The organism is Klebsiella sp. P1CD1, from assembly GCF_003790505.1.
In the GTDB taxonomy this organism is placed as follows: Bacteria; Pseudomonadota; Gammaproteobacteria; order Enterobacterales; family Enterobacteriaceae; genus Klebsiella; species Klebsiella variicola.
In genome coordinates, this window is the sequence record NZ_CP033631.1 from 2,361,847 (window position 1) to 2,386,672 (window position 24,826).

Annotated in this window: 25 protein-coding genes and 1 other annotated feature; of the genes, 18 read left to right on the top strand and 7 right to left on the bottom strand. The window is 53.3% G+C overall.

What is annotated here, in order from left to right; genetic code table 11:
- Positions 1 to 126 precede the first annotated feature (126 nt).
- From DTA24_RS11780 to DTA24_RS11810, 7 genes are all read left to right on the top strand, one after another.
- Positions 127 to 774: a YchE family NAAT transporter gene (locus tag DTA24_RS11780; RefSeq protein ID WP_008804412.1), complete on the top strand. Its 648-nt coding sequence runs from the start codon at positions 127 to 129 to the stop codon at positions 772 to 774.
- Positions 775 to 1,519: 745 nt separating this feature from the next.
- Positions 1,520 to 3,154, top strand: coding sequence for an oligopeptide ABC transporter substrate-binding protein OppA (oppA, locus tag DTA24_RS11785; protein WP_008804413.1), 1,635 nt, complete (start codon positions 1,520 to 1,522; stop codon positions 3,152 to 3,154).
- Positions 3,155 to 3,239: 85 nt separating this feature from the next.
- Positions 3,240 to 4,160 (top strand): oligopeptide ABC transporter permease OppB, encoded by a 921-nt coding sequence (gene oppB / locus DTA24_RS11790; RefSeq protein ID WP_002910089.1) that lies wholly within the window; start codon positions 3,240 to 3,242, stop codon positions 4,158 to 4,160.
- Between the two features lie 14 nt (positions 4,161 to 4,174).
- Positions 4,175 to 5,083 carry an oligopeptide ABC transporter permease OppC gene (gene oppC, locus DTA24_RS11795; RefSeq protein WP_004145396.1) on the top strand — a complete coding sequence of 303 codons (909 nt, stop codon included), beginning with the start codon at positions 4,175 to 4,177 and terminating at the stop codon, positions 5,081 to 5,083.
- An 11-nt stretch (positions 5,084 to 5,094) separates the two neighbouring features.
- Positions 5,095 to 6,108 carry an ABC transporter ATP-binding protein gene (locus tag DTA24_RS11800; RefSeq protein ID WP_004151853.1) on the top strand — a complete coding sequence of 338 codons (1,014 nt, stop codon included), beginning with the start codon at positions 5,095 to 5,097 and terminating at the stop codon, positions 6,106 to 6,108.
- Positions 6,105 to 7,109, top strand: coding sequence for a murein tripeptide/oligopeptide ABC transporter ATP-binding protein OppF (gene oppF / locus DTA24_RS11805; protein WP_008804414.1), 1,005 nt, complete (start codon positions 6,105 to 6,107; stop codon positions 7,107 to 7,109). Before DTA24_RS11800 ends, oppF begins: the two co-directional genes overlap by 4 nt.
- A gap of 53 nt (positions 7,110 to 7,162) precedes the next feature.
- Positions 7,163 to 7,990 carry an ion transporter gene (locus DTA24_RS11810; protein WP_012541359.1) on the top strand — a complete coding sequence of 276 codons (828 nt, stop codon included), beginning with the start codon at positions 7,163 to 7,165 and terminating at the stop codon, positions 7,988 to 7,990.
- A gap of 63 nt (positions 7,991 to 8,053) precedes the next feature.
- On the opposite strand, the gene DTA24_RS11815 is transcribed toward DTA24_RS11810, so the two are convergent.
- The gene (locus DTA24_RS11815) at positions 8,054 to 8,383 is read right to left on the bottom strand and encodes an HI1450 family dsDNA-mimic protein (RefSeq protein WP_002910079.1); all 330 of its coding nucleotides are present in this window, start codon (positions 8,381 to 8,383) and stop codon (positions 8,054 to 8,056) included.
- A gap of 34 nt (positions 8,384 to 8,417) precedes the next feature.
- Positions 8,418 to 9,878, bottom strand: coding sequence for a cardiolipin synthase (cls, locus tag DTA24_RS11820; RefSeq protein ID WP_008804416.1), 1,461 nt, complete (start codon positions 9,876 to 9,878; stop codon positions 8,418 to 8,420).
- A gap of 143 nt (positions 9,879 to 10,021) precedes the next feature.
- Here cls and DTA24_RS11825 point away from each other — a divergent pair, with 143 nt between their 5' ends.
- A complete protein-coding gene (locus DTA24_RS11825) occupies positions 10,022 to 10,195 on the top strand; it encodes a YciY family protein (RefSeq protein ID WP_023290120.1) in 174 nt (57 codons plus the stop codon).
- A 468-nt stretch (positions 10,196 to 10,663) separates the two neighbouring features.
- Here DTA24_RS11825 and DTA24_RS11830 read toward each other — a convergent pair whose 3' ends face one another.
- Positions 10,664 to 11,242: a YceI family protein gene (locus tag DTA24_RS11830; protein ID WP_008804418.1), complete on the bottom strand. Its 579-nt coding sequence runs from the start codon at positions 11,240 to 11,242 to the stop codon at positions 10,664 to 10,666.
- 781 nt (positions 11,243 to 12,023) lie between these two features.
- On the opposite strand from DTA24_RS11830, the gene DTA24_RS11835 reads away from it, so the two are divergent.
- The gene (locus DTA24_RS11835) at positions 12,024 to 14,453 is read left to right on the top strand and encodes a glucose/quinate/shikimate family membrane-bound PQQ-dependent dehydrogenase (protein ID WP_012967823.1); all 2,430 of its coding nucleotides are present in this window, start codon (positions 12,024 to 12,026) and stop codon (positions 14,451 to 14,453) included.
- A gap of 270 nt (positions 14,454 to 14,723) precedes the next feature.
- Here DTA24_RS11835 and DTA24_RS11840 read toward each other — a convergent pair whose 3' ends face one another.
- A complete protein-coding gene (locus DTA24_RS11840) occupies positions 14,724 to 15,020 on the bottom strand; it encodes a YciI family protein (protein WP_008804420.1) in 297 nt (98 codons plus the stop codon).
- A gap of 210 nt (positions 15,021 to 15,230) precedes the next feature.
- Here DTA24_RS11840 and tonB point away from each other — a divergent pair, with 210 nt between their 5' ends.
- Positions 15,231 to 15,977, top strand: coding sequence for a TonB system transport protein TonB (gene tonB, locus DTA24_RS11845; RefSeq protein WP_043875109.1), 747 nt, complete (start codon positions 15,231 to 15,233; stop codon positions 15,975 to 15,977).
- A 42-nt stretch (positions 15,978 to 16,019) separates the two neighbouring features.
- On the opposite strand, the gene DTA24_RS11850 is transcribed toward tonB, so the two are convergent.
- The 3 genes from DTA24_RS11850 to pfkB form a co-directional block, all read right to left on the bottom strand.
- On the bottom strand, positions 16,020 to 16,892 hold the full coding sequence (locus DTA24_RS11850) for a fructosamine kinase family protein (protein ID WP_012541366.1): 873 nt from the start codon (positions 16,890 to 16,892) through the stop codon (positions 16,020 to 16,022).
- Between the two features lie 105 nt (positions 16,893 to 16,997).
- Positions 16,998 to 17,282: a type V toxin-antitoxin system endoribonuclease antitoxin GhoS gene (ghoS, locus tag DTA24_RS11855; protein WP_008804429.1), complete on the bottom strand. Its 285-nt coding sequence runs from the start codon at positions 17,280 to 17,282 to the stop codon at positions 16,998 to 17,000.
- Between the two features lie 92 nt (positions 17,283 to 17,374).
- Positions 17,375 to 18,307 carry a 6-phosphofructokinase II gene (gene pfkB, locus DTA24_RS11860; protein WP_008804430.1) on the bottom strand — a complete coding sequence of 311 codons (933 nt, stop codon included), beginning with the start codon at positions 18,305 to 18,307 and terminating at the stop codon, positions 17,375 to 17,377.
- Between the two features lie 354 nt (positions 18,308 to 18,661).
- On the opposite strand from pfkB, the gene DTA24_RS11865 reads away from it, so the two are divergent.
- From DTA24_RS11865 to pheS, 8 genes are all read left to right on the top strand, one after another.
- Positions 18,662 to 19,420, top strand: a complete 759-nt coding sequence (locus DTA24_RS11865; protein WP_008804431.1) for a YdiY family protein — start codon at positions 18,662 to 18,664, stop codon at positions 19,418 to 19,420.
- Between the two features lie 270 nt (positions 19,421 to 19,690).
- On the top strand, positions 19,691 to 19,924 hold the full coding sequence (locus DTA24_RS11870; RefSeq protein ID WP_012541368.1) for a hypothetical protein: 234 nt from the start codon (positions 19,691 to 19,693) through the stop codon (positions 19,922 to 19,924).
- Between the two features lie 432 nt (positions 19,925 to 20,356).
- Positions 20,357 to 22,285, top strand: coding sequence for a threonine--tRNA ligase (gene thrS, locus DTA24_RS11875; protein WP_123836834.1), 1,929 nt, complete (start codon positions 20,357 to 20,359; stop codon positions 22,283 to 22,285).
- 3 nt (positions 22,286 to 22,288) lie between these two features.
- On the top strand, positions 22,289 to 22,831 hold the full coding sequence (infC, locus tag DTA24_RS11880) for a translation initiation factor IF-3 (protein WP_012967832.1): 543 nt from the start codon (positions 22,289 to 22,291) through the stop codon (positions 22,829 to 22,831).
- A gap of 96 nt (positions 22,832 to 22,927) precedes the next feature.
- Positions 22,928 to 23,125, top strand: a complete 198-nt coding sequence (gene rpmI, locus DTA24_RS11885; protein ID WP_001124225.1) for a 50S ribosomal protein L35 — start codon at positions 22,928 to 22,930, stop codon at positions 23,123 to 23,125.
- Between the two features lie 50 nt (positions 23,126 to 23,175).
- Positions 23,176 to 23,532, top strand: a complete 357-nt coding sequence (gene rplT / locus DTA24_RS11890) for a 50S ribosomal protein L20 (RefSeq protein WP_000124850.1) — start codon at positions 23,176 to 23,178, stop codon at positions 23,530 to 23,532.
- 118 nt (positions 23,533 to 23,650) lie between these two features.
- Positions 23,651 to 23,775, top strand: a sequence feature (Phe leader region).
- On the top strand, positions 23,656 to 23,700 hold the full coding sequence (gene pheM, locus DTA24_RS28125; protein ID WP_001386830.1) for a pheST operon leader peptide PheM: 45 nt from the start codon (positions 23,656 to 23,658) through the stop codon (positions 23,698 to 23,700). Its footprint overlaps the feature before it by 45 nt.
- A gap of 63 nt (positions 23,776 to 23,838) precedes the next feature.
- The gene (gene pheS / locus DTA24_RS11900; protein WP_008804435.1) at positions 23,839 to 24,822 is read left to right on the top strand and encodes a phenylalanine--tRNA ligase subunit alpha; all 984 of its coding nucleotides are present in this window, start codon (positions 23,839 to 23,841) and stop codon (positions 24,820 to 24,822) included.
- Positions 24,823 to 24,826 lie beyond the last annotated feature (4 nt).

Below are 24,826 nucleotides of genomic sequence, written 5' to 3' on the forward strand. Positions count from 1 at the left end.
TCGATACATATCACCGGGTTATGCATATTTATAATGAATATTGCATGCAAAAAGCGTATGTTTCGCGCAGTTATTTTATGCTGTTAATAGTCAACCGCCAATTTTGATGATGCTGCGGAGCCCATTGTGACTCAACCACTGTTCGATTTTGCTACCTATTTCAAGTTTTTCATTGGCTTATTTGCCCTGGTCAACCCGGTCGGCATCATTCCGGTGTTTATCAGTATGACCAGCTACCAACCGGCAGCGGTGCGCAACAAGACCAACCTGACCGCAAACCTGTCGGTGGCGATCATTCTCCTGACGTCGTTGTTTCTCGGCGATGGCATTCTGCAGATTTTTGGCATCTCGATTGATTCCTTCCGCATTGCCGGCGGCATCCTGGTGGTGACCATTGCGATGTCGATGATCAGCGGCAAGCTCGGCGAAGATAAGCAGAACAAGCAGGAGAAGTCGGAGACGGCGGTCCGGGAGAGCATCGGCGTCGTGCCTCTCGCGCTCCCCTTAATGGCCGGACCGGGGGCAATCAGTTCAACTATTGTCTGGGGCACCCGATATCATTCCTGGGTGCACCTGGTCGGGTTCTCACTGGCGATAGCGGTATTCGCTCTTTGCTGCTGGGGCATTTTCCGAATGGCGCCGTGGCTGGTTCGTCTGCTGGGACAGACGGGAATCAACGTCATCACCCGTATCATGGGGTTGCTGCTGATGGCCCTGGGGATCGAGTTTATCGTAACCGGTATTAAAGCGCTGTTCCCCGGACTGCTTAATTAGTGGAACACCATGCAAGCGTGGAGGCTTCACTTCGCGCTTGCGCGATTATTAGCAAAACCTATTAACCAGCGCGAGATCGGCTGTTGAGATAACGTTTTGCGATAATATCTTTAAATCCATATTTTTCATTAAGATATCTGTTTTTGTTCATTGTTTTCCCCTCACGCTCTTCCTGCCTGCGATGTTATTTTCTTCACATCATTCTCTGGCACTTGCTGTCGGATCATCGAAATGATATTAGTAATTTTAACAAGGCAGTAGATGAATGTGCTAAAAAGTAACCTGTTGTTAAATTTTTGTACAAAAAAACATCTTTTAGCCGATACTCGATTCTCAACGCGATTAAAAAATCATATCACTATGATTAACAATGATATTTTTTTGTCGGTAGTCCGCGAAGATCTTGAGCATCGCGGGCAATATCGGCGATAAAAGAGAATCCGGTAACATATTTGCAAATTGCATTGGCGGAGGTGTTTACCTTTTGGTAATTTCCGCCGTTATCGTCTGCTGAATTATATGCGTAAATGAGAATTATTATTAATAATCTCACTGCGCCGGAACTGCCCTCCAGCGAGGGGGCAAAGAATCGACGTTAAGGCTGCCGTTCGAGCGGTCGTAATAAATAAGTCGGTGATAGCAATCTGCCAATCGCAAACGCTCCTGCGTTGGACAGATCCCCGCAAACGGGAAAAAACAGGCTGGTTAAAAAACCAGTAATTATAATGACTGGAGTTACAACACAATGACCATCATCACTAAAAAACGTTTGATCGCCGCGGGAGTGCTATCCGCACTGCTTGCCGGCAATATGGCTATGGCAGCGGATGTCCCGGCCGGTGTGCAGTTGTCGGATAAGCAAACGCTGGTGCGAAATAGCGGCGCTGAGCCGCAATCGCTGGACCCGAATAAAATTGAAGGGGTACCCGAGGCCAATATTAGCCGCGACCTCTTCGAAGGCTTGCTGAATACTTCGCCGAAAGATGGCCACCCGATCCCTGGCGTAGCAGAGAGCTGGGATAATAAAGATTTTAAAGTCTGGACCTTCCATCTGCGTAAAGATGCGAAATGGTCTAACGGCGAGCCGGTTACTGCTCAGGACTTCGTCTACAGCTGGCAGCGTCTGGTGGATCCGAAAACCGCTTCTCCTTATGCCAGCTATCCGCAATATGGTCATATCGTTAACGTCGACGACATCATTGATGGCAAGAAAGCGCCGAGCGAACTAGGCGTAAAAGCCATTGACGACCACACGCTGGAAGTAACCCTCAGCGAGCCAGTCCCTTATTTTTATAAGCTGCTGGTTAACCCGGCGATGTCTCCTGTCTACAAACCGGCTATTGAAAAATTTGGCGAGAAATGGACACAGCCTGGCAATATCGTCACCAACGGGGCGTATACTCTGAAAGACTGGGTGGTCAACGAACGTATCGTGATGGAGCGCAACCCGCACTACTGGGATAATGCAAAAACCGTCATTAACACCGTTACCTGGCTGCCGACCTCTTCCGAAGTGACCTATGTTAACCGCTATCGCAGCGGTGAACTGGACATGACCTATAACCAGCTGCCGATCGAACTCTTCCAGAAGCTGAAAAAAGAGATCCCCAACGAGCTGCACGTTGACCCGTATCTGTGTACCTATTATTACGAAATCAACAACCAGAAAGCGCCGTTTACCGACGTACGCGTCCGTACCGCGCTGAAGCTGGGTCTGGATCGCGATATTATTGCTAATAAAGTGAAAGGACAGGGCGATCTGCCGGCCTACGGCTACACGCCGCCGTACACCGATGGCGCGAAGCTGAGCGAGCCGGAATGGTTTACGTGGTCGCAGGAAAAACGCAACGAAGAAGCGAAGAAACTGCTGGCCGAAGCCGGCTATACCGCGGATAAACCGTTGACCTTTAACCTGCTGTATAACACCTCCGATTTACACAAGAAGCTGGCGATTGCCGCCGCCTCGCTGTGGCGTAAAAACCTGGGCATTGACGTGAAGCTGGTTAACCAGGAGTGGAAAACGTTCCTCGATACCCGTCACCAGGGCACCTATGACGTGGCACGCGCGGGCTGGTGCGCCGACTATAACGAGCCAACTTCCTTCCTGAACACCATGCTCTCTGACAGCTCAATGAACACTGCGCACTATAAGAGCCCGGCGTTCGACAAGATTATGGCTGAATCCGTAAAAGCGTCTGATGAAGCGCAGCGTACGGCAGCCTATGCGAAAGCGGAACAGCAGCTGGACAAAGACAGCGCGATCGTACCGGTCTATTACTACGTCAACGCCCGCCTGGTGAAACCGTGGGTTGGGGGCTATACCGGTAAAGACCCGATGGATAACGTCTATACCAAAGATCTCTACGTTATCAAACATTAATGGCAATACGTGGGGCGGGCCTGTGCTCGCTCCATCGTGTCTTATTTGAGAGCAGTGCAAAGGCACACGCCAGAAGGTACGGGCAATGTTAAAATTTATCTTACGTCGCTGTCTGGAAGCGATTCCGACGCTATTTATTCTTATTACCATCTCATTCTTCATGATGCGTCTGGCACCGGGAAGTCCTTTTACCGGGGAGCGCACCCTGCCGCCGGAAGTCATGGCGAATATTGAAGCAAAATACCATTTAAATGACCCTATCATGACGCAGTACTTCAATTATCTGAAGCAACTGGCGCATGGCGATTTTGGTCCCTCCTTTAAATACAAAGATTATTCGGTCAACGATCTGGTGGCCGCCAGCTTCCCGGTTTCTGCGAAACTGGGCTTCGCCGCCTTTTTACTCGCGGTGGTGATCGGCGTAGCCGCCGGGGTGATAGCCGCTCTGAAGCAAAACACCCGATGGGACTACGCGGTGATGGGGGTAGCCATGACCGGCGTGGTTATTCCGAGCTTTGTGGTGGCGCCGCTGCTGGTGATGATTTTTGCCATTACCCTGCACTGGCTGCCGGGCGGCGGCTGGAACGGCGGAGCGCTGAAATTTATGATCCTGCCGATGGTGGCGCTTTCCCTGGCCTATATCGCCAGTATCGCCCGTATCACCCGCGGCTCGATGATAGAAGTGTTGCACTCTAACTTTATCCGCACCGCGCGGGCAAAAGGGCTGCCGATGCGCCGCATTATTTTGCGCCATGCGCTGAAGCCGGCGCTGCTGCCGGTGCTCTCCTATATGGGGCCAGCTTTCGTGGGCATCATCACCGGCTCAATGGTCATTGAAACCATTTACGGCCTGCCGGGGATCGGCCAGCTGTTCGTTAACGGGGCGCTTAACCGCGACTACTCGCTGGTGCTGAGCCTGACGATCCTCGTTGGCGCCCTGACTATCCTGTTCAACGCCATCGTTGACGTGCTGTACGCCGTTATCGATCCGAAGATTCGCTACTGAAGCCGGAGTTCGCCATGATGTTAAGTAAGAAAAATAGCGAGGCGCTGGAAAACTTCAGTGAGAAGCTGGAAGTGGAGGGGCGTAGCCTCTGGCAGGATGCGCGTCGCCGCTTTATGCACAACCGCGCCGCTGTGACCAGCCTGATCATGCTGGTGCTTATTGCGCTGTTTGTCACCTTTGCGCCGATGGTGTCGTCGTTCTCCTACTTCGATACCGACTGGGGCATGATGTCCAATGCCCCGGATATGGCTTCAGGCCACTACTTCGGAACCGACTCCTCCGGGCGCGACCTGCTGGTGCGCGTGGCGATCGGCGGGCGTATTTCGCTGATGGTCGGGGTGGCAGCGGCGCTGGTGGCGGTGATCCTCGGCACGCTGTACGGTTCGCTTTCCGGTTATCTTGGCGGCAAAGTGGATTCGGTGATGATGCGTCTGCTGGAGATCCTCAACTCCTTCCCGTTTATGTTCTTCGTCATCCTGCTGGTGACCTTTTTTGGTCAGAATATCCTGCTGATCTTTGTTGCCATCGGCATGGTTTCCTGGCTGGATATGGCGCGTATCGTGCGCGGACAGACCTTGAGCCTGAAGCGTAAAGAGTTTATCGAAGCCGCGCAGGTCGGTGGGGTCTCCACGGCCAGCATCGTGCTGCGCCATATCGTCCCCAACGTACTGGGGGTGGTGGTAGTGTACGCCTCGCTGCTGGTCCCCAGCATGATCCTCTTCGAATCCTTCCTCAGCTTCCTCGGGCTGGGAACCCAGGAGCCGCTCAGCAGTTGGGGAGCATTGCTCAGCGATGGCGCCAACTCAATGGAAGTCTCGCCCTGGCTGCTGCTGTTCCCGGCGGGTTTCCTGGTGGTGACCCTGTTCTGTTTCAACTTTATCGGCGATGGTCTGCGTGATGCCCTCGACCCGAAAGACCGCTAAGGAGCGCTGCCATGACCATGATTGAAACGGCAAAGGCGCCGCAAGCGCAGAGTCACAGCGGCCTGCTGCTGGACGTGAAAGATCTCCGCGTCACCTTTAAAACGCCGGATGGCGATGTCACCGCCGTCAATGACCTGAACTTCACCCTGCAGGCGGGCGAGACGCTCGGCATTGTGGGCGAATCTGGCTCCGGTAAATCGCAAACCGCCTTCGCTCTGATGGGGCTGCTGGCGGCCAACGGCCGCATCGGAGGATCCGCCACCTTTAACGGTCGGCAGATCCTCAATTTGCCCGAGCGTGAACTGAACAAACTGCGCGCCGAGCAAATCTCGATGATTTTCCAGGATCCGATGACCTCTCTTAACCCGTATATGCGGGTGGGCGAGCAGTTAATGGAAGTCCTGATGTTGCATAAAGGACTGAGCAAAGCCGAAGCGTTTGAAGAGTCGGTGAAGATGCTCGATGCGGTAAAAATGCCGGAAGCGCGCAAGCGCATGAAGATGTTTCCGCACGAGTTTTCCGGCGGGATGCGCCAGCGCGTGATGATTGCCATGGCGCTGCTGTGTCGGCCGCGGCTGCTGATTGCGGATGAACCCACCACCGCGCTGGACGTCACCGTGCAGGCGCAGATCATGACGCTGTTGAATGAGCTTAAACGCGAATTCAATACGGCAATCATCATGATCACCCACGACCTCGGGGTGGTGGCCGGGATCTGCGATAAAGTGCTGGTGATGTACGCCGGGCGCACCATGGAGTACGGTCAGGCGCGCGATGTCTTCTATCAACCGTCACATCCATACTCCATTGGCCTGTTGAATGCAGTTCCTCGTCTGGATGCCGAGGGCGATGCGTTGTTAACCATCCCTGGCAACCCGCCAAACCTGCTGCGATTGCCGAAAGGCTGTCCATTCCAGCCGCGCTGCCCGCACGCCATGGAGCAGTGTAGCAGCGCACCGCCGCTGGAGTCGTTCGCGCCAGGCCGCCTGCGCGCCTGCTTTAAACCGGTGGGGGATCTGCTATGAACGCCGTAACTGAACAACGAAAAGTCCTGCTTGAAATTGCCGACCTGAAGGTGCACTTCGATATCAAAGATGGCAAGCAGTGGTTCTGGCAGCCGTCGAAAACGCTGAAAGCAGTGGATGGCGTGACGTTGCGCCTCTATGAGGGGGAAACCCTCGGTGTGGTAGGGGAGTCAGGCTGCGGCAAATCGACCTTCGCCCGCGCCATTATTGGCCTGGTGAAAGCGACCGATGGCAAAGTGGCCTGGCTTGGGAAAGATCTGCTGGGTATGAAGCAGGAAGAGTGGCGCGATGTGCGCAGCGATATCCAGATGATCTTCCAGGATCCGCTGGCCTCGCTGAATCCGCGCATGACCATCGGGGAGATTATCGCTGAACCGCTGCGCACCTATCATCCGAAGATGTCGCGTCAGGAAGTGCGCGATCGCGTCAAAGCGATGATGATGAAGGTCGGGTTGCTGCCTAACCTGATCAACCGCTATCCGCATGAGTTCTCCGGCGGTCAGTGCCAGCGTATCGGCATCGCGCGGGCGTTGATCCTTGAGCCGAAGCTGATTATCTGCGATGAGCCAGTATCTGCGCTTGACGTGTCGATTCAGGCTCAGGTGGTCAATCTGCTGCAGCAGCTGCAGCGTGAGATGGGGCTGTCGCTGATATTTATCGCCCACGATCTGGCGGTGGTTAAACATATCTCCGACCGCGTCCTGGTGATGTATCTGGGCCATGCGGTGGAGCTGGGCACCTACGACGAGGTGTATCATAATCCGCTGCATCCCTATACCAAAGCGCTGATGTCGGCGGTACCGATCCCCGATCCTGATCTCGAGAAAGCGAAAACTATTCAGTTGCTGGAGGGCGAATTACCCTCGCCAATTAACCCTCCGTCGGGCTGCGTGTTCCGCACCCGCTGCCCGCTCGCCGGGCCAGAGTGTGCGAAAACCCGCCCGGTACTGGAGGGCAGTTTCCGCCATGCGGTTTCCTGCCTTAAGGTAGACCCGTTATAATCTCAGGGGCTGACGCAGGTCAGCCCTTTTTTTGCGAGGTTAACGAAGTGGGTATGCTTTCTGCCGCTCGTCTGCGGCTTTATCATTTACTTTTCGATCAGAACCGACGTTCCGGCCGCCGCTTCGAAGGGCTGTGCGGACTTTTCGCCTTGCTCAGCGTGCTGGTGATTTTTATCGAGTCGGGGCTGGGCACGCAATATCATCTGACATTAGATGAATGGCATATTTTCGTCTGGCTGGAGCTGCTGGTGACCGCGGTTTTTACCGTGGAGTACCTGCTGCGTATCGCCACCTGGCCCAATCCGCTCCACTATATTTTTAGCTTTTGGGGACTGATTGACCTGGCGACGATTTTGCCGCTGTATGTGATGTGGCTGTGGCCGGAGATTAGTCTGAATTATGTCTTTGCCTGGCGAGCAATGCGAGCGATCCGCGCGCTGCGTATTCTCAAACTGTTGCGCTTTATGCCTTCGCTCAACGTGTTCTGGCGAGCAATCGTCAGTGCGCGTCACCAGCTGATTCTGTTCTATTCGTTTATCGCCATTGTGATGGTGATTTTCGGTTCGCTAATGTATTTGATCGAGGGGCCGGAGTACGGCTTTACAACGCTCAACGCCTCGGTCTATTGGGCCATCGTGACCATCACCACCGTCGGCTATGGCGATATCACCCCGCATACCCCACTGGGCCGCATTCTGGCGTCGATCCTCATCCTGATCGGCTACTCCATTATTGCGATACCGACCGGGCTTATCACTACCCATATGACCAGCGCCCTGAACCGTCGGCGTCAGCGTCGCCTGTGTCCGCAGTGCCAGCAGGGCGACCATGACGATAACGCCCGTTTTTGTCACGCCTGCGGCCATGCGTTGCCGAAATAAGCTGCCAGCATAAAAAAAGCCTGCCGGGTGAACCGCGGCAGGCTTTTCACTGGATAGTGAGCGTTATTCACGCCACAAAATATGACACAGCTTATGATCTTTTTCGCGGCACAGCAGAACACGGGCGAAAATGTCATTAATTTCCCCGCCATCGGTATCCGCCAGGCCAATTACCACTTCGGCGAAGAAATCCGGATTCAGATCGTAATCCACATGCTCTTCCCAGTCTGCGGACGGGTCGAACAGTTCGGCGCCCCCGCGCTCTTCAAACTGCAGGTTAAACAGAATGATGTCCGCCGGGTCGAGGTTGTCGGCCGCCAGCTCGAGGAAGATATCGTAAGCCTGCTCAAGCGTTTCGTCTTCGGTCAGGCGGTTGTTTAAATCCATATCCATGATTGCTACTCATTCGGTATCTGATGGGCACGTTTTACAGCAACGGGCTGAAGAAGTAAAACAGTCGCTCGACGATCCGCTGCCAGAGCGGTCGTTTTAGCCAACGACGGGCGTCAAGCAGGCGCGAACGCGAGATATAGTCATCCTGGACCGCCGCCAGATCGCTGCCAAAACCGGCGTCATCAATGACCAGCGTAATCTCAAAATTGAGCCACAGGCTGCGCATATCCAGATTCACCGTCCCCACCAGGCTCAGTTCGCCATCCACCAGCACGCTCTTGGTATGCAACAATCCGCCTTCAAACTGATAAATTTTGACCCCGGCCGCCAGCAGCTCGGTGAAAAAGGCCCGGCTGGCCCAGCCCACCAGCAGTGAATCGTTCTTGCGCGGTAAAATAATACTCACGTCGACACCGCGCTGGGCGGCGGTACAGATTGCGTGCAGCAGGTCGTCGCTGGGCACGAAGTAAGGTGTCGTCATGATCAGATGCTCTTTCGCCGCGTAGGCGGCGGTGAGGAGCGCCTGATGGATCAGATCTTCCGGAAAGCCCGGGCCGGAGGCGATCGTGTGGATGGTATGCCCGCTGGCCTCTTCGAACGGCATGATATTGACGTCCGGTGGTGGCGGCAGAATGCGCTTTCCGGTTTCGATTTCCCAGTCGCAGGAGTAGACGATGCCCATCGAGGTCGCCACCGGGCCTTCCATCCGCGCCATCAGGTCAATCCACTGGCCGACCCCCGAGTCCTGCTTAAAGTAGCGCGGATCGACCATATTCATGCTGCCGGTATAGGCAATATAGTTATCGATCATCACCATCTTGCGATGTTGACGCAAATCCATCCGGCGCAGGAACACACGCATCAGGTTAACTTTGAGGGCCTCGACGACTTCAATACCGGCGTTACGCATCATCGCCGCCCATGGGCTGCGGAAAAAGGCCACGCTGCCCGCAGAATCGAGCATTAGCCGACAGTGAACCCCACGACGCGCGGCGGCCATCAGCGATTCGGCGACGCTGTCGGCCATACCGCCTGGCTGCCAGATATAAAAGACCATCTCGATATTGTGGCGGGCCAGTTGAATATCGCGGATCAGAGCCTGCATCACGTCGTCAGATTCCGTCAGCAGCTGCAGCTGGTTGCCTTTTACGCCACCAATGCCCTGACGCCGTTCACACAGCTTGAACAGGGATTCTGCCACCGGGCTGTTATCTTCCGCGAAGATATGTTTGCAGGCTTTGAGGTCGTTTAACCACTTGGCCGTCGAGGGCCACATCGCCCTGGCGCGTTCCGCCCGGCGTTTGCCGAGATGCAGTTCGCCAAAGGAGAGATAGGCGATAATCCCCACCAGCGGCAGGATATAAATGATCAGCAACCATGCCATGGCGGACGGGACAGCGCGGCGTTTCATTAGAATTCGTAATGTTACACCGGCGATCAACAGCCAGTACCCCAGAATGACCAGCCAGTTCACCACCGTGTAAAAGGTTGTCATAGATGTAAAATCCTTTTGAATGACGTTATGTGATGAGTTTACGCATCAGTATTTTTCTGGCAAATAAAAACGCAGCGAAAGCGGTAGTCAGTTGCTGGCAGAGGTTTATAATGGAGGCTGTTTTCACTCGTAGAGTCGTTGCAATGAAGCGTAGTAGAACGGAAGTAGGGCGCTGGCGCATGCTGAGACAGGTGAATCGCCGTAAAGCGCGCTGGCTGGAAGCCCAATCGCGCCGCAATATGCGGATCCTTGCTATCAGGAAGGGACTGGTGAAACGGCAGCGTCATGCTCTGCTGTTTATTTTTCCCGACTGTTAAGCGAGCAGGCTAACGGCACCGTACGCGGTGCCGTTGTCGTTTTCTCAGCCCTGCGCTGAATTATCGTTATCATTGCCATCTTGACATCATTATTTTGCTCGACTGCGGTGCAACGACAGTTTGCGCCTGGCTTGCTTTCACGTCTCATTAAAATAGGCATGTCACGTTATTCCGGGCGGTTTGTTTCAGGCAGAACCTATTCCTGCCGCCACAGGAATTAATTGCCATGCAGTATTTATTGTTACCCAGACAGGTGCGGCGCTGTCGAATGCATGCCCACACTGGCCAGCAGATGCAGCCTGAAGTAAGTTGAGAAGAATGATGAAACAGGCGCAGTCAGATCATGGCGCATGAGGCTAAGCGTGCCGCTCCTGGTCTTAAATAATCTGCGCCTGTTTGTTTGCCTTTCAGAACGGTTGTCTGGATAACGCGCCTGAATAAAATGCACGCTATTACGCGTGCATTACTTTATTTTGCATAGGCTTCAGTGGATAAAGTGATGGTCACGTTATCACTTACCGCGGGCACATACTTATCAAGCTTGAAGTCTGAACGTTTGATTACCCCTGTTGCATCAAATCCAATCGCCTCTTTTTTCACCATTGGATGCATGTCCTGCTTATTGAGGGTTGCATGCAGAACTACCGGTTTGGTGATGCCTTTAATGGTCAGGTTACCTTCGACATCATATTTATTGTCACCCTTGCTTTCCACTTTGGTACTCCGGAAAGTAGCCTCGGGAAACGTTTTGACATCAAAGTATTCTTTGCCTAAAAATTCATCGGTTAACGCTTTGACATGCGTGTCAATGGTTTTTACCGGCAGAGTAACGCTAACAGAAGATTTTTCAGGGTTTTCTTTGTCAAAAGATAATTTCCCTGAAACATCAGAGATATAGGCGGTAGGGTTAGAGAAACCGAAATGGTTCCAGGCAATAACCACCGACGTGTGCTGCGGATCCAGGTTATATTCCGTCGCCGCAGCTTGTGATACAGGGATATATAAGGCAAGCAGAGAAAGAAATGCTGTTTTTTTCAGAACGTTCACAAAAAATTCCTCAAAATGGGCAAGTACACAAAGGGTAGCTTAAAAAGAGGGAAGTCTTATTGAAAACATTTGTTATTCCCTTTCAAAATTTTTAATCAAGCACGAATAACCCTACAGTAACGCAGCGTGAACTTTACGCAAGGCAATTAATAGAAGTTAAAAAATGATCATCGGCAATTTTAACCTGACGGTGAGATTTTTATTGGGCCATGTCAGGATATTGTGTGTGGTTATATCATTGCGGGGTTATTTTCCGGGGGAGAGAAATCACCGCGAGCCTGAATGCAGGAAGGTTGTTTAAGACCGGTTCAGTACCTTGCGAAAACCGGACATTAATCCCCGTTTATTCCATGGCTTAATATCGGCAGGGAGAAATTCCCCGCATCAACATGCTTATCCAGTCAATGTAAAAAAAGAGCAATAACCATAAATTAGGCATTTATCCAATCTAATGTCGATGTGAAATAAATAAATGTCGATATATTATTCTGTGTTATTTATTTGTTGTAGTCATTTCTTTTTAATCCTTCCTGGCGTTTTTTTAGCTTTATCACAATAGTGTCGCGCAAAAAACAATCAATAAATAAATAAAATACAAGATCTTACATAACGGACTTACACAATTTATTAACAATTAAATATAATTCCCGACATCGATGTTTTATCGCCATTTTCTATCCCGGTATTATGCTTCATTTATGCCGTTTGGCTTACTGCGGGGAAAACATCGATAGTTAAATAAGAAATAGTTTTATTTCATGGTGTTATCAGGAGAGTTATTATGTCAAATACGAATCCCCGCTCATCCGGCTGGTTAGGCCTGTGGTGCCTGCTGGTCGGTGTGATACTGCTTGCGACAGGCCTGTTCTTTGTCATCGGCGGTTATAAACTGGTTTCCCTGGGGGGAAGCTGGTATTTCCTTATTGCCGGGGTTATTACCCTGCTCGCCGCGATTCAGTTTTTCCGCCGCAGGTCGTCCGCGGTGTGGCTGTTTGCTCTGGTATTCGTGGGTACCCTGATTTGGGCACTGTTTGATGCCGGCTTCGACTTCTGGCCGCTCGTTTCCCGTTTGATGGTACCCGCCGGGTTGATGCTGCTGGCGGCGGCCACCTGGCCTGCGCTACGTAAGCATGAAGGAAAGCCTTACAGCACCAAAGGGGCATGGGGGGTCTGCGTTGTTCTGGTTATCGCCATGGGCGTCACCTTTGTTCAGATGTTTCAGCCCCATCCCACAGTGGCGTTCAGCGGCGAGAAATTACCGCTGGTGCCGGTAAAAGAAGACGCTAAACAGCAAAACTGGGACCACTACGGCAATACTGCCGGCGGTAGCCGCTTTGTGGCGTTGGACCAGATCACGCGTGACAATGTAAAAAACCTGAAACCCGTCTGGACCTTCCATACTGGCGACACCCCGTTAAGCCCGGATGGCAATGGCGCAGAAGATCAGCAAACACCGCTGCAGGTAGGCGATCGTGTTTTCCTCTGTACCCCGCATAACAATGTGATCGCCGTCGATGCCGATAGTGGAAAAGAGATCTGGAGAGCGGAAATTAATGCGAAATCCGCCATCTGGATGCGCTGCCGAGGCCTGGCGTATTTTGATGCGACGAAGCCACTGACGCAGCCCACTGTGGCAGGCTCCACACCGATTCTGCCGGCACAGGTCGCGCCAGGTGCAGCATGCCAGCGTCGCATCCTGATGAATACGATTGATGACAGATTGATCGCCTTAGACGCAGATAACGGCCAATTTTGCCCGGACTTCGGGACGAACGGCAGCGTGAATCTGCGAGAAGGGATGGGCGCAGCGGCAGATCCAAGCTATGTGTTGACTTCAGCCCCGACGCTGGCTGGCACCACGGTGGTGGTTGGAGGCCGCGTGGCGGATAACGTCAGTACTGACATGCCTGGCGGCGTGGTGCGCGGTTATGACGTGATTACCGGCCAGCAGCGCTGGGCATTTGATCCGCGTAATCCGGATCCCAATCATGTTCTGCAACCGGGGGAACATTACAAACGCAGTTCCGCTAACTCCTGGGCGCCCATGTCCTGGGATGCGTCGATGAATACCCTCTTTATTCCGATGGGGAGCTCCTCTGTTGACCTGTGGGGCGCAGACCGTATTCAGGGCGATCACAAATACGCCACTTCAATCCTGGCGCTGGATGCGACCACCGGGAAAGAGAAGTGGGTATACAAGACCGTGCGTAACGATCTGTGGGACTTCGATGTCCCGATGCAGCCAAGCCTGGTCGATTTCCCGACCAAAGAGGGCAACAAACCCGCCGTGGTGGTGGGGACCAAAGCGGGTCAAATCTATGTACTTGATCGCCTGACGGGTCAACCGCTTACCGAAGTGAAAGAGGTCCCGGTGAAACCGGCTGATATCCCAAATGAACAGTATCCGGCGACGCAGCCGCGCTCTGTTGGGATGCCGCAGATTGGGGCGGAAACCCTGAAAGAATCTGATATGTGGGGGGCAACGCCGTTTGATCAGCTGGTCTGTCGTATCAGCTTCAAATCGATGCGTTATGATGGGCTGTACACCATGCCGGGGACCGATGTTTCCCTCAGCTTCCCGGGCTCTTTGGGAGGAATGAACTGGGGCAGCCTGTCTACCGATCCGAACAACCACTATATCTTCGTCAATGATATGCGTCTGGGTCTGTGGGTGCAGCTGATTAAGCAGGACCCACAAAGCGCGGTGGCCAACACCGGTGGTGAAGCGGTGAACGCCGGGATGGGGGCGGTCCCGATGAAAGGAACACCGTACTCGGTCAACAAAAACCGTTTCATGTCGCCGCTGGGGATCCCATGTCAGAAACCGCCGTTTGGTACGCTGTCCGCGATTGACCTGAAAACACAGAAAATCGTCTGGCAGGTGCCGGTCGGTACCGTCCAGGATACCGGTCCGTTTGGCATAAAAATGCGTGCTCAGATGCCGATCGGTATGCCGACGCTGGGTGGAACCCTGGCAACTCAGGGCGGCCTGGTGTTCATTGCCGGAACCCAGGACTACTACCTGCGCGCCTTCGATTCATCTACGGGTGAAGAAGTCTGGAAAGCCCGTCTTCCGGTAGGAAGCCAGGGGGGACCCATCAGCTATGTTTCGCCGAAGACCGGCAAACAATACATTTTGATTTCCGCCGGTGGAGCCCGCCAGTCGCCGGATCGCGGTGACTACGTGATTGCCTATGCGCTCGATAAGTAACAGATAATTGGATCAGCGATAACGATCAGAGGCCCCCGCCGTACAGCGGGGGCTTTTGATATTAATGCAGGGATGGTGAGGCGTTAGGCGACGATGTTGAGGCAGGAGAGGGGATCTGACCCTGTACAGGACATGTCAGTGAGAGAACAGCCAAAATTTTCGCGTGATGGAAAAGGGCGACATTTTAATGTTGTGTACCAAAATGCGCCCTTTAATCTGATGGCCTGGTGTCTTTTTATGGCTAACCAGAAAAATAGCAGGGAATATTTATCAAAACACTTTCTTATAAGGCTTAACAGAGACCTGGCGGTAGACGCCAGCCGCAATATACGGATCATCATTGGCCCAGGACTGCGCCGCTTCCAGCGACTCAAACTCGGCAATCACCGTTGAGCCGCTGAACCCTGCTGCGCCCGGTTCGTTGCTGTCAACGGCCGGCATTGGCCCGGCTGTAAGCAGCCGGCCTTCATCGTGTAAGAGTTGCAGACGCGCGAGATGCGCAGGGCGAACCGAGAGCCGCTTTTCCAGAGAATCGGCGATATCTTCAGCGTAGATAACGTAAAGCACGGCAAAGCTCCTTATCAATAATCAGGCGAATTACGTTAAGTTAAACCGCCCTGGACTGCAATGCAAAGATGCATACCGGTGTCGAATGCGCTGCCGACGCGGCTTTTTTCTGCAAATGGTGGCAAAAATTGACTCAGGTTAAGACGCCTTATTGAATATGATTGCTATTTGCATTTAAAATCGGAGCATCATTTTTCAACAGAAACGACTATGAGCGCAATGACCCTTGATTTACCTCGCCGCTTCCCGTGGCCAACGCTGCTGTCCGTGGCTATCCACGGTGCCGTTGTGGCGGGGCTGCTTTATACCTCGGTACATCAGGTTATTGAACAGCCTTCTCCGACGCAGCCGATTGAGATTACGATGGTCGCGCCGGCCGATCTTGAACCGCCCCCGGCGGCACAGCCAGTCGTGGAGCCCGTTGTCGAACCTGATCCTGAGCCGGAACCCGAGGTGGTGCCTGAACCGCCGAAAGAAGCGCCGGTGGTGATCCATAAACCGGAACCGAAGCCGAAGCCTAAACCCAAACCGAAACCCAAGCCGGAGAAAAAGGTTGAGCAGCCCAGGCGGGACGTGAAGCCGGCAGCAGAGCCGCGTCCGGCCTCGCCGTTTGAAAACAACAACACGACGCCAGCGCGCACCGCGCCAAGCACCTCGACCGCGGCCGCCAAACCCACCGTTACTGCCCCGAGCGGCCCGCGGGCGATCAGCCGTGTCCAGCCGACCTATCCGGCCCGCGCCCAGGCGCTGCGCATCGAAGGGACGGTGCGGGTGAAGTTTGACGTGACGCCTGATGGCCGAATCGACAACCTACAGATCCTCTCTGCCCAGCCGGCCAATATGTTTGAGCGCGAAGTGAAAAGCGCGATGCGCAGATGGCGTTACGAGCAGGCAAGACCGGGAACCGGCGTGACGATGACTATCAAATTCCGTCTGAGTGGGGTCGAGATCAACTGATAATGCGTTGCGGCGGACCCCCTGGTCCGCCGTGAGCCTTGTCTAACGCGTTTTTTCCGTCAATACATCGTCCAGCGCCTGCTGGACCGTCACCAGGTGCTGGCCACCAAACAAAATCGCCCGGTTCAGCAGGGTGTACAGCTGATAGATGGGCTGGCGATCGAGAAAACCTGCTGGCAGCGGTGAAACGGACTGGTAGCCGTCATAGATCTGCGGCGGTTGTTCCGGGTGCATCGGCAGCATGGCTAAATCGCACTCGCGATCGCCCCAGTAGCAGGCCGGATCGAAGATATAGGGGCCATCTGGTCCTAAGGCGCAGTTACCGGACCACAGGTCACCATGGAGCAGTGAAGGTTGCGGCTGATGGTTGGCCAGCCGCTGCTGAACCACATCGACTAAGGTATCGATATCGCCAAAGTGCAGCCCTTTCTCCGCCGCCAGCTCCAGTTGCCAGCCGATACGCTGCTCGGCAAAGAACACCGACCAGCGACGCTGCCAGGCGTTGGGCTGCGGCGTGGTGGAAAGATCGTTGTCGAAATCCAGACCAAACTGCGGCTGATCGCTCCACTGATGCAGATGCGCTAACTGCTGGCCGAGCAGGAAGGCATTATGCGCATCCAGCGGACGGGGAGGGAGGTATTCCATGACCACAAAACTGTAGTCACGGTCGCTGCCGACCGCATAGACCTGCGGCACGCGAACGGTTTTGCTTCGCGACAGCAGTTCCAGCTGATCGGCCTCGGCGGTGAAGATGGGCAGAAGCTCACGTTCGTCGCATTTCACGAAGTAATCTTTCCCGCCGAAGCGTAAATGCCAGGCCGAATGGATTTCCCCACCGGGCAGCTCGGTTTTCAGTTCGATTTCAGCGTTTTCGGAATGCCAATCGCGTAAAAGTGTACTGATTGCTTGCCACATGCTGTCTCTCCCCATGTTTTCCACCATATCATAAGGTTAGCGCACTGCTACCGGGTAAACCTGGAACTGACGCACAACTGACGCTTTCCGTTGCGTTAAACGCACTTATTGAGCTTTTAACCACTCGGCGAATGTGCTGACCGTAATCTCTGCCGGGCGGCCCAGAGCCGATTCCGCCAGCCCTGCGCTGAGGGCCTTAACTTCATCAGCATCCTGGGCGCTGAGCAGGCCAAAAGTGTTGGTCCCCAGCTCATGGGGATTGCCGTCTTCATCATTGAGCGTCAGTACGAACCCGGCACGGGTAAAGTGGTTGCTGACCTCGTTGATCTCCGTCAGCGCCTGTTCGTGAAAGGTGACGCTGACGACCCAGGCGGTTATCTCATTGCTCATCTCTACACCCCATTGTTATCCATAGCCTTTCCAGCATAGACCATCCAGCCAATATCGTGGCTCCCTCCGCCAGCGCGGAGGGGCAGGGAAGATCAGCGACCGCAGAGATAATCGTAGATTTTTTGCGTATTGGCCTGCGAGCAGAGACGGGTGCCCTGATTGATTGTCGCGGCGCTACCGGCAGCGACGCCAAAGCGAACCATATCTTCCAGCCCGGCGTTTTCCGCCAGACGCAGGGTCATGGCGCCCACCATGCTGTCGCCGGCGCCGACGGTGCTCTGGCTTTTCATCGGCGGCGGCACCACCTGAACGCTGCCGCTGGCGTCAACGCCTAACGCCCCCTGCGGCCCGAGCGAAACCACCACCCGGCGTACTTTACCGGACTGGATCAACGACTGGGCGGCAAGTCGTACGTCATCGGGTTGGCTCAGATCGCGCTGTACGAGGGCGCTGAGCTCTTTCTGGTTCGGCTTCACCAGCTCAATATTGCCGACGTCCAGCGCCGCAGCCAGCGCGTCGCCGGAACTGTCGATAATGCAGCGCAGTCCCTGCTGTTGCGCATTTTTCACCAGTTGCATCAGGTTTTCGACGCTGATACCTGGCGGCAGGCTGCCGCTTACCACCAGCAGTGAGCCGGGTTCGATAGTCAGGACTTTCTCTTCCAGCCGACGGAACTCATCATCCGTCAACGCTGCGCCGGGCATGACAAAACGATATTGTTCGCCGCTGGCGGCCACGTGAACGTGCAGGTTTTGCCGCGTCCAGTCGCGGGTTTCGACGGTCTCGACCGGCACCTGCTCATCGGCCAGCAGGGCTGCTAAGTGCTCGCCGGTGGCGCCGCCAACCGGGAAAATGGCGGTGGCTTTGCCGCCAAGAAAGGTCACGGCACGGGCAACGTTGATCCCGCCGCCGCCGGGCTCAAATACTGGCGCGCTGCAGCGGAGTTTACCTTCGGGATAAATCTGTGGGGTCTGCGTGGCGCTATCCAGCGAGGGGGCCAGCGTTAACGTATAAATTTTGGTCATTCCTTCTCCTCCTTAATACGGCGACTGTGCTTTATTTAAGCATGGCACGATGGCTCCGGGAGGGAAAGTGATGTTCCTGAGAGATTTGCAAAGAAGCCTGTATTTTCATTATGAAATAAAGATTGTTTCCGGAGCTGTCTTATTCAAAAAACGAAAGAGTAAGTGATTGCTATGTTATTCGTGCTTTTTTATAATTTGCTACCTTTCTTAGGACCTGCACACCGCGATCCTCGCGAAAGTTTCCGGGACCCTCAGGTCTCTTTTATGTTGTACGGACGCTAAATTCAATGAGCGGGCAGGTTGTGTCTGTTCATCATTTGTACTGTCCTAAAAAATGTATTTTAGAGAGTTATAATGAAGCTTTTAAAGACAGTACCCGCAGCGGTTATGCTGGCGGGGGGGCTTTTTGCGTCTGTTGGCGCAATGGCCGATGATTCTGTATTTACCGTCATGGATGACCCTTCCGCTGCTAAAAAACCTTTCGAAGGTGTGGTTAACGCAGGCTACCTGGCGCAGTCCGGCAACACCAAAAACTCCTCGATGACGGCAGATTCCACCTTGACCTGGTATGGTAATACCACCGCCTGGTCGCTGTGGGGGAATGCCAGCAACACCTCTTCCAACGATGAGAGATCCTCAGAAAAATATGCAGTCGGTGGGCGTAGCCGCTACAACCTGACCGATATGAACTATATCTTTGGTCAGGGGAGCTGGCTGACCGACCGCTATAATGGCTATCAGCAGCGTGATGTCCTGACGGCGGGTTATGGTCGTCAGATCCTCAACGGTCCGGTGCACAGCCTGCGGTTTGAATTCGGTCCTGGCGTTCGCTATGACGAGTTTACCGATGGAGAAACCGATACTCAGCCGCTGGGTTACGCCTCCGGCACCTGGGCCTGGCAGATGACCGATAACGCCAAATTTACGCAAGGGGTCTCGGTGTTTGGCGCTGAGGACACCACCGTCAACTCTGAGAGCGCGTTAAACGTGGCGATTAACGCCCATTTCGCGCTGAAGGTCGCCTACAACGTGACCTGGAACTCGGCGCCGCCTTCCTCTGCGCCGGAGCATACCGATCGCCGGACGTCGCTGTCCCTTGGGTATAAAATGTAATATTTTCAGGCCGGGTTTCCCCGGCCTGTTCGTTTTAAATTTAGCAATGAGTGCCATTATTTTTTCTGGCCTTTCGTTTTAGTTTTTATAAAAAGAAATAGCCCTCCATCTTTTCTCCATTATTCCCGGTTTGTTGACAAATATTCATTCTATTTGACAAGAAAAGCTAAATATTCGACGGACAAATATGTGATCTGGATCTATAATGATATGCACTGACCGGGCGGAGAAATCGCGCGGTCTGTCTTCCGTAATAAGAGAATGAATATCATGAAAAACACTTCATTTACCATCGCAGCCCTGGCGCTGTGCGTGCTTTCTTTTGGTGCATCCGCTGCCACGCCCGTTCCGCCATCAGGCAACCAGGACCATACTCAGGTTGGCATCGCCAAAGCGACTGACGTTGAGGCTGGCTCGAATATCGCCCCCGGTTCCCGAACTACCGGACAATCCATGAGCGATGCCTTTAATGTGCATACGCTGGTGGCCGGCGAGTGGTCATAATATACCAGACCTTTATTTCGTCATACGTCAATTAAGCCGGGTGGAGCGGTACCGGTTTAACGCGCTGTGTTAAAGATTAAGTATGCAATATCATTGCATCTCTACTATCACGTCCGAATAATATTATCCGGCTTTGCCGGGGATTATTCTCGCCTGCAGTAGCAGGATATTCGTCTTTTTATCTCAATCTCTCTTGTTTTCTCCACATTCCGCCATCATTTATACGCTTGCGGCTTTAATCACGTACCAATGATGTGTAAACTACTCCCCGGTGTTATCAGCAGGCGGTGGCAGGCGGGAACGGTCTATCCGGTCGTCCTCCTATTTTCGCAGAGTGAAGCGGGAACTGCGCCTTAACCTGATGATAATTATGATTATATAGTTTTGTATGTGCTCTTTCGTGTGGGGCACCACTGCAAATAAGGACATAAAATGCCTGTAATTACGCTTCCTGATGGCAGTCAACGCCATTTTGACCACGCTGTTAGCCCCATGGATGTTGCGCTGGATATCGGTCCAGGCCTGGCGAAAGCCACCATTGCCGGGCGGGTAAACGGTGAACTGGTAGACGCCTGCGACCCGATCGAAACCGATTCCACTCTCTCTATTATCACTGCGAAAGATGAAGAAGGGCTGGAGATCATTCGTCACTCCTGTGCGCACCTGTTAGGCCATGCCATTAAACAGCTGTGGCCCAACACCAAAATGGCTATCGGTCCGGTTGTTGATAATGGCTTCTACTATGACGTAGACCTCGACCACACCCTGACTCAGGAAGATATCGACGCGCTCGAAAAACGTATGCATGAGCTCGCCGAGAAAAACTACGATGTCATCAAGAAGAAAGTCAGCTGGCACGAAGCGCGTGAAACCTTCGTGAAGCGCGGCGAAACCTATAAAGTTTCTATTCTTGACGAAAACATTGCTCATGATGATAAGCCGGGTCTGTATCATCATGAAGAATATATCGATATGTGCCGCGGCCCGCACGTACCGAATATGCGCTTCTGTCATCACTTCAAGCTGATGAAAACCGCCGGTGCCTACTGGCGCGGCGACAGCAACAATAAAATGTTGCAGCGTATCTACGGTACCGCGTGGGCAGATAAAAAAGCGCTGAATGCCTATCTGCAGCGTCTTGAAGAAGCCGCCAAGCGTGACCACCGTAAAATTGGCAAGCAGCTTGACCTGTATCATATGCAGGAAGAGGCGCCGGGGATGGTGTTCTGGCACAACGACGGCTGGACTATCTTCCGTGAACTGGAAACCTTTGTTCGTTCTAAACTGAAAGAGTACCAGTATCAGGAAGTCAAAGGTCCGTTCATGATGGACCGTGTGCTGTGGGAAAAAACCGGCCACTGGGACAACTACAAAGATGCGATGTTCACCACCTCTTCTGAGAACCGTGAATACTGCATCAAGCCGATGAACTGCCCGGGCCACGTGCAGATCTTCAACCAGGGATTGAAATCCTACCGCGATCTGCCGCTGCGTATGGCGGAATTCGGTAGCTGCCACCGTAACGAACCGTCTGGCGCGCTGCACGGTCTGATGCGCGTTCGCGGCTTTACCCAGGATGATGCGCATATCTTCTGTACTGAAGATCAGGTTCGCGATGAAGTGAACGCCTGTATTCGTATGGTCTACGATATGTACAGCACCTTTGGCTTCGAGAAGATCGTCGTCAAACTGTCAACTCGCCCGGAAAAACGTATCGGTAGCGATGAGACCTGGGATCGCGCGGAAGCGGATCTGGCGGTGGCGCTGGAAGAAAATAACATCCCATTTGAGTATCAACTGGGCGAAGGGGCGTTCTACGGCCCGAAAATTGAATTTACCCTGTATGACTGCCTCGATCGCGCATGGCAGTGCGGAACGGTACAGCTGGACTTCTCTCTGCCGCAGCGTTTAAGCGCCTCCTATGTGGGCGAAAACAACGAGCGTCAGGTACCGGTCATGATTCACCGTGCGATTCTCGGTTCCCTGGAGCGCTTCATTGGCATCCTGACCGAAGAGTTCGCTGGCTTCTTCCCAACCTGGATTGCACCAGTGCAGGTAGTGGTCATGAATATTACCGATTCTCAGGCTGAATACGTTAACGAATTGACGCGTAAACTACAAAATGCGGGCATTCGTGTAAAAGCAGACTTGAGAAATGAGAAGATTGGCTTTAAAATCCGCGAGCACACTTTACGTCGTGTCCCGTATATGTTGGTCTGTGGCGACAAAGAAGTCGAAGCCGGCAAAGTGGCCGTGCGCACCCGTCGCGGGAAAGACCTCGGCTGCATGGACGTAAGTGAAGTGATTGAGAAGCTGCAACAAGAGATTCGCAGCCGCAGTCTTCAACAACTGGAGGAATAAGGTATTAAAGGCGGAAAACGAGTTCAAACGGCACGTCCGAATCGTATCAATGGCGAGATTCGCGCCCTGGAAGTTCGCTTGACAGGTCTGGAAGGCGAAGCTTTGGGTATTGTGAGTCTGAGAGAAGCTCTCGAAAAGGCTGAAGAGGCCGGAGTAGATTTAGTTGAAATCAGCCCTAACGCCGAACCGCCAGTTTGTCGTATCATGGACTACGGCAAGTTCCTTTATGAAAAGAGTAAGTCTTCTAAGGAACAGAAGAAAAAGCAAAAAGTTATCCAGGTTAAGGAAATTAAATTCCGTCCTGGGACCGATGATGGTGATTACCAGGTAAAACTCCGCAGCCTGGTTCGCTTTCTCGAAGATGGCGATAAGGCTAAGATCACACTGCGTTTCCGCGGTCGTGAGATGGCCCACCAGCAGATCGGTATGGAAGTGCTTACGCGCGTCCGTGACGATCTGAGTGAACTGGCAGTAGTCGAATCCTTCCCTACGAAGATCGAAGGCCGCCAGATGATCATGGTGCTCGCTCCTAAGAAGAAACAGTAAGGCCTTCAAGTAGCGATGTCAGTGGAGCCTTAGGGCTTCACTGATGTTGTTCGCCTATGTTTCGTTTATTAACAATGCGAAGTGGAAGTTATTAAGATGCCAAAAATTAAGACCGTACGCGGTGCTGCTAAGCGCTTCAAAAAAACCGGTAAAGGTGGTTTTAAGCACAAGCACGCTAACCTGCGTCACATTCTGACTAAAAAAGCTACCAAGCGTAAACGTCACCTGCGTCCGAAAGCCATGGTTTCCAAAGGCGATCTGGGCCTGGTTATCGCGTGCCTGCCGTACGCATAAGTCGTTAACGTTTAACTTTTTTAACTTAGAATAGATACAGGAGAGCACACATGGCTCGCGTAAAACGTGGTGTAATTGCACGTGCACGTCACAAGAAAATTTTGAAACAAGCTAAAGGCTACTACGGTGCGCGTTCTCGCGTATACCGCGTTGCCTTCCAGGCTGTTATCAAAGCTGGTCAGTACGCTTACCGTGACCGTCGTCAACGTAAACGTCAGTTCCGTCAACTGTGGATTGCACGTATCAACGCAGCAGCACGTCAGAACGGTATTTCTTACAGCAAATTCATCAATGGCCTGAAAAAAGCCTCTGTTGAAATCGACCGTAAGATCCTGGCTGACATCGCCGTATTCGACAAAGTAGCGTTCACCGCTCTGGTCGAAAAAGCGAAAGCAGCTCTGGCATAAGCCAGTTGAAAGAGGGAGCTTGTCTCCCTCTTTTCGTTTCAACACCATCAATACATTGACTTTTATCGGCGCAGGCTTTTCAATACAGGTCTGACGTTTCTTACCAGACAAGGTAATGCAAGCATGAATGCTGCTATTTTCCGCTTCTTTTTTTACTTTAGCACCTGAACTCAGGAGGCTAGCGCGTGAAAGAAGAAACGGAAAACAGCGCCAGAAAGCCTCCCCTGTGGAGGCTTTTTTCGTATATGGATTCGGGATATTAATTTCACTATAACCGGTGTCTGCACCGACATAATGAGGAAAACCATGTCACATCTCGCAGAGCTGGTTGCCAGTGCCAAGGCAGCCATTAACGAGGCATCAGATGTTGCTGCGCTGGACAACGTCCGCGTGGAATACCTGGGTAAAAAAGGGCATCTGACCCTGCAAATGACCACCCTGCGTGAGTTACCGCCGGAAGAGCGTCCGGCAGCCGGCGCGGTCATCAACGAAGCGAAAGAGCAGGTGCAGCAGGCGCTGAACGCGCGCAAAGCTGATCTGGAAGGCGCAGCGCTGAATGCGCGTCTGGCCGCAGAGACCATTGACGTCTCGCTGCCGGGACGCCGCATTGAAAATGGCGGCCTGCATCCGGTCACTCGCACCATCGACCGTATTGAAAGTTTCTTCGGTGAGCTCGGCTTTACCGTGGCGACTGGCCCGGAAATCGAAGATGATTACCACAACTTCGATGCGCTGAATATTCCGGGTCATCATCCGGCGCGCGCTGACCACGACACTTTCTGGTTCGATGCCACTCGCCTGCTGCGTACTCAGACCTCCGGCGTGCAGATCCGCACCATGGAAAACCAGCAGCCGCCCATCCGCATTATCGCGCCGGGCCGCGTCTATCGTAACGACTACGATCAGACCCACACCCCGATGTTCCATCAGATGGAAGGTCTGATCGTTGATAAAAATATCAGCTTCACCAACCTGAAAGGGACGCTGCACGACTTCCTGAACAACTTCTTTGAAGAAGACCTGCAGGTGCGCTTCCGTCCGTCCTACTTCCCGTTCACCGAGCCGTCCGCAGAAGTTGACGTCATGGGTAAAAACGGCAAATGGCTGGAAGTGCTGGGCTGCGGGATGGTACACCCGAACGTGCTGCGTAACGTCGGTATCGATCCGGAAGTTTACTCCGGCTTCGCCTTCGGTATGGGGATGGAGCGTCTGACCATGCTGCGTTATGGCGTGACCGATCTGCGCGCGTTCTTCGAAAACGATCTGCGTTTCCTCAAACAGTTTAAATAAGGGC

Bases quoted from the DNA above. Each gene is read 5' to 3' on its own strand.
- tonB (WP_043875109.1), top strand. From the start codon at position 15,231: ATGAGCGCAATGACCCTTGATTTACCTCGCCGCTTCCCGTGGCCAACG.
- rplT (WP_000124850.1), top strand. From the start codon at position 23,176: ATGGCTCGCGTAAAACGTGGTGTAATTGCACGTGCACGTCACAAGAAA.
- DTA24_RS11835 (WP_012967823.1), top strand. From the start codon at position 12,024: ATGTCAAATACGAATCCCCGCTCATCCGGCTGGTTAGGCCTGTGGTGC.
- thrS (WP_123836834.1), top strand. From the start codon at position 20,357: ATGCCTGTAATTACGCTTCCTGATGGCAGTCAACGCCATTTTGACCAC.
- DTA24_RS11810 (WP_012541359.1), top strand. From the start codon at position 7,163: ATGCTTTCTGCCGCTCGTCTGCGGCTTTATCATTTACTTTTCGATCAG.
- oppC (WP_004145396.1), top strand. From the start codon at position 4,175: ATGATGTTAAGTAAGAAAAATAGCGAGGCGCTGGAAAACTTCAGTGAG.
- DTA24_RS11825 (WP_023290120.1), top strand. From the start codon at position 10,022: ATGAAGCGTAGTAGAACGGAAGTAGGGCGCTGGCGCATGCTGAGACAG.
- oppF (WP_008804414.1), top strand. From the start codon at position 6,105: ATGAACGCCGTAACTGAACAACGAAAAGTCCTGCTTGAAATTGCCGAC.
- DTA24_RS11870 (WP_012541368.1), top strand. From the start codon at position 19,691: ATGAAAAACACTTCATTTACCATCGCAGCCCTGGCGCTGTGCGTGCTT.
- rpmI (WP_001124225.1), top strand. From the start codon at position 22,928: ATGCCAAAAATTAAGACCGTACGCGGTGCTGCTAAGCGCTTCAAAAAA.
- oppA (WP_008804413.1), top strand. From the start codon at position 1,520: ATGACCATCATCACTAAAAAACGTTTGATCGCCGCGGGAGTGCTATCC.
- DTA24_RS11815 (WP_002910079.1), bottom strand. From the start codon at position 8,383: ATGGATATGGATTTAAACAACCGCCTGACCGAAGACGAAACGCTTGAG.
- pfkB (WP_008804430.1), bottom strand. From the start codon at position 18,307: ATGACCAAAATTTATACGTTAACGCTGGCCCCCTCGCTGGATAGCGCC.
- DTA24_RS11800 (WP_004151853.1), top strand. From the start codon at position 5,095: ATGACCATGATTGAAACGGCAAAGGCGCCGCAAGCGCAGAGTCACAGC.
- cls (WP_008804416.1), bottom strand. From the start codon at position 9,878: ATGACAACCTTTTACACGGTGGTGAACTGGCTGGTCATTCTGGGGTAC.
- ghoS (WP_008804429.1), bottom strand. From the start codon at position 17,282: ATGAGCAATGAGATAACCGCCTGGGTCGTCAGCGTCACCTTTCACGAA.
- DTA24_RS11850 (WP_012541366.1), bottom strand. From the start codon at position 16,892: ATGTGGCAAGCAATCAGTACACTTTTACGCGATTGGCATTCCGAAAAC.
- pheS (WP_008804435.1), top strand. From the start codon at position 23,839: ATGTCACATCTCGCAGAGCTGGTTGCCAGTGCCAAGGCAGCCATTAAC.
- oppB (WP_002910089.1), top strand. From the start codon at position 3,240: ATGTTAAAATTTATCTTACGTCGCTGTCTGGAAGCGATTCCGACGCTA.
- DTA24_RS11865 (WP_008804431.1), top strand. From the start codon at position 18,662: ATGAAGCTTTTAAAGACAGTACCCGCAGCGGTTATGCTGGCGGGGGGG.